Origin of the sequence: Streptomyces sp. NPDC059371 (genome assembly GCF_042751995.1) — a bacterium.
Classification (GTDB): Bacteria; Actinomycetota; Actinomycetes; order Streptomycetales; family Streptomycetaceae; genus Streptomyces.
In genome coordinates, this window is sequence record NZ_JBHYXD010000056.1 from 49,939 (window position 1) to 52,420 (window position 2,482).

A 2,482-nucleotide genomic window follows, 5' to 3' on the forward strand; every position below is an offset into this window, starting at 1 on the left:
GGGGGCGCACCGGGGGCCGGCCCCGACCCCGGGGGCGGGGCCCCAGGGGGGGGCCGCGGCACCGGACTACTGGTGCTTCCTGTGGGACTTGTGGTGCGTCGCGTTCTGGCCGGTGCCCGCACCCGCCGCGTCACTGGCGCTCGGGTCCACCGCGTCACCGCCGGCGCCGGGGTCCACGGCGCTCGCGCTCGGGTCCACCGCGTCTCCGCCGGCGCCCGGGTCCACGGCGTCACCGCCGGCGCCCGGGTCCACGGCACTCGCGCTCGGGTCCACCGCGCCGCCGGCACCAGCGTCACCGGCACCCGCGTCACCGGCACCCGCGTCGCCCGCACCGGCACCCGCGTCACCGGCGCCCAGCGTCGCGCCAGTCGCCGCCAGGGCGGTGGTGACGGGCTGGAAGAAGGTCTCGCCGCCGGCCGTGCAGTCACCGCTGCCGCCGGAGGTCAGGCCGACCGCACCGCCGTCCTGGGTGAACAGGGAGCCGCCGCTGTCACCCGCCTCGGCACAGACATCGGTCTGGATGAGGCCCGTGACGGTGCCCTCCGGGTAGTTCACGGTGGCGTTGAGACCGGTCACGTTGCCGTCGTGCAGACCCGTGGTGCTGCCCATCCGGAAGACCTGCTGGCCCACGGCGGCCTCGACGGCCTGGTTGATCTGGACGCTCTGCCCGTTGCCGACGTTCACGGCGCTGTTCGTCTTCGTGGCCGGGTCGTCGTACTTGACGAGGGAGAAGTCGCCGTTGCCGGGGAACGTGGCCTGGTCGACGGTCGCGATGGGCGCGCCGCCCTGCGAGTCCGACCACTGGGCGGCGGCGACACCGCAGTGACCCGCGGTGAGGAAGGCGGGGGTGCCGTCGCCCGCGGTGACGTTGAAGCCGAGCGAACAGCGCGCGTTGCCGCCGAAGATGGCGTCGCCGCCGTCGACGAAGGTCTTGAGGGTGCCGGCCGACTTCGAGAGGGTCGCCACGCCGGAACCGAGGTTCTTGACGGTCGACTCCACGGTGTTCCACTTGTCGCCCGTGACGGTGGAGTCCGCGGTCACGCGGATCTCGTTGGTCTTCGGGTCGACGGACCACGAGGTGCCCGGGATCGTGGCGTCGGTCTTGAGCGTCTTGGCGGCGGCCTGCAGCTCGGCGGTGCTGTTCTGCACCTGGTGGGCCACGGCACCGGCTCGCTCAATCTGGTTGACGACGTTGCTGTTGTTACCGACGACGTTGATGACGAGCTGCTTGTTCGCCGCGTCGTAGTACGAGCCGGCGAACGCGTCACCCAGTTGGGAGGCCAGCATGGAAGCGACGTCCGAGACGTCGTTCGACTTGAAGGTTCTGGGAGTGGCGGCATCCCCGTTCGACTGCGACGCGTTGGCGTTGGGCAGCAGCAGAGCTGCCGCTCCGAGCGCCGCCACGCCGCCCACCGCGATTGCGGCCTTGCGCTTGGGTATCCGTTTGTGACTCAACTCTTGACCTCCTGGGGACGGGGTCGATGCCGCGTCCGGCAGCTGACTAGGGGGGCGCCTGCTTGCCGGTTGATACGCGAGTGCCACCCGGGGTGTTCAACTGCCATTGCAAATTACGGAAGTTGACTTCACCAAAGCCGCCGATTGCGGAGGCAACCCGGTCATTTCCATCGCGCCGAGGCCGGGCGCGCGAGCGAGCCGTGTACGCGGCCCCCGGCCGGCCGCCGACGGCACCGCACCCTCCATCGGCACGCAAAGCGACCGGCTGACGACGCTCCGTCGATGAGCAGAGGCGGAATCCCGGATTCAGGGAATCTGCACAGCGCATGCTCACCGGCGTCACCGCGGACCGGGGATCTGCACAGTCGCGCGCCCCCCGCGCGCCTGTGGGCCGGGACCACCCCCCTCGGCGCGCGGGTGGCAAGGGCCGGGGTGAACCGATGCCGCGCAGCATGTGAAGAAGTGACCGCAGAGGCGTGTGCGCCCCTGCACGGTTCACCGCCCATGGAGCACAAGTCCGCAGGTGAGAGCCCTGGTTGATTGGAAGCGCGCCCCGCGGCCGTGCTTTGATCCGTTGCACCGCGGAGGTCGCACAGCTCCCGGGAACGGGAGCCGCACCCCAGCGGTGGCGGCCGTCGTCTGTCCCCCCAGAGGGGGCCGCTCTCCCCCTTGTGAATATCCATATGAAGGGAAGTTCCATCATGAACTCCACCCCCCGTGTCGAGACCGCCGAGATCTCCGACGCCGACCTCGACAACGTCTCCGGTGGCCTCGCGCTGAACGCCGTCGGCACCGTCACCGGCCTGGTGGACGGCGTTGCCCCGGTCTCCGGCGTCCTGGGCACGGCCATCGGCACCGTCGAGGGTGTGACCGGCCTGAACACCGCCCCGGTCACCGGCCTGGTCGCCGGTCTCTGATCGCGTTTCAAGCCGCCGAGTCCCGGGACCCCCCCCCCCGGTGCCGGGCACAACGGGGGGGGGTGGCCCCGCTAACGGGTGTGAAGAGAGCCGTGACGTGCGCCCCCCAA

General features: G+C 71.2%; 2 protein-coding genes. One reads left to right on the plus strand and one right to left on the minus strand.

Annotation, left to right across the window (positions count from 1 at the left end):
• Window positions 1–66 precede the first annotated feature (66 nt).
• Window positions 67–1,455 carry a S1 family peptidase gene (locus ACFXGX_RS27160; protein WP_384795850.1) on the minus strand — a complete coding sequence of 463 codons (1,389 nt, stop codon included), beginning with the start codon at window positions 1,453–1,455 and terminating at the stop codon, window positions 67–69.
• Window positions 1,456–2,156: 701 nt separating this feature from the next.
• Between ACFXGX_RS27160 and ACFXGX_RS27165 the strand changes: the two genes are divergently transcribed.
• The gene (locus ACFXGX_RS27165) at window positions 2,157–2,372 is read left to right on the plus strand and encodes a type A2 lantipeptide (RefSeq protein WP_384795851.1); all 216 of its coding nucleotides are present in this window, start codon (window positions 2,157–2,159) and stop codon (window positions 2,370–2,372) included.
• Window positions 2,373–2,482: the final 110 nt, after the last annotated feature.

Bases quoted from the DNA above. Each gene is read 5' to 3' on its own strand.
- ACFXGX_RS27165 (WP_384795851.1), top strand. From the start codon at position 2,157: ATGAACTCCACCCCCCGTGTCGAGACCGCCGAGATCTCCGACGCCGAC.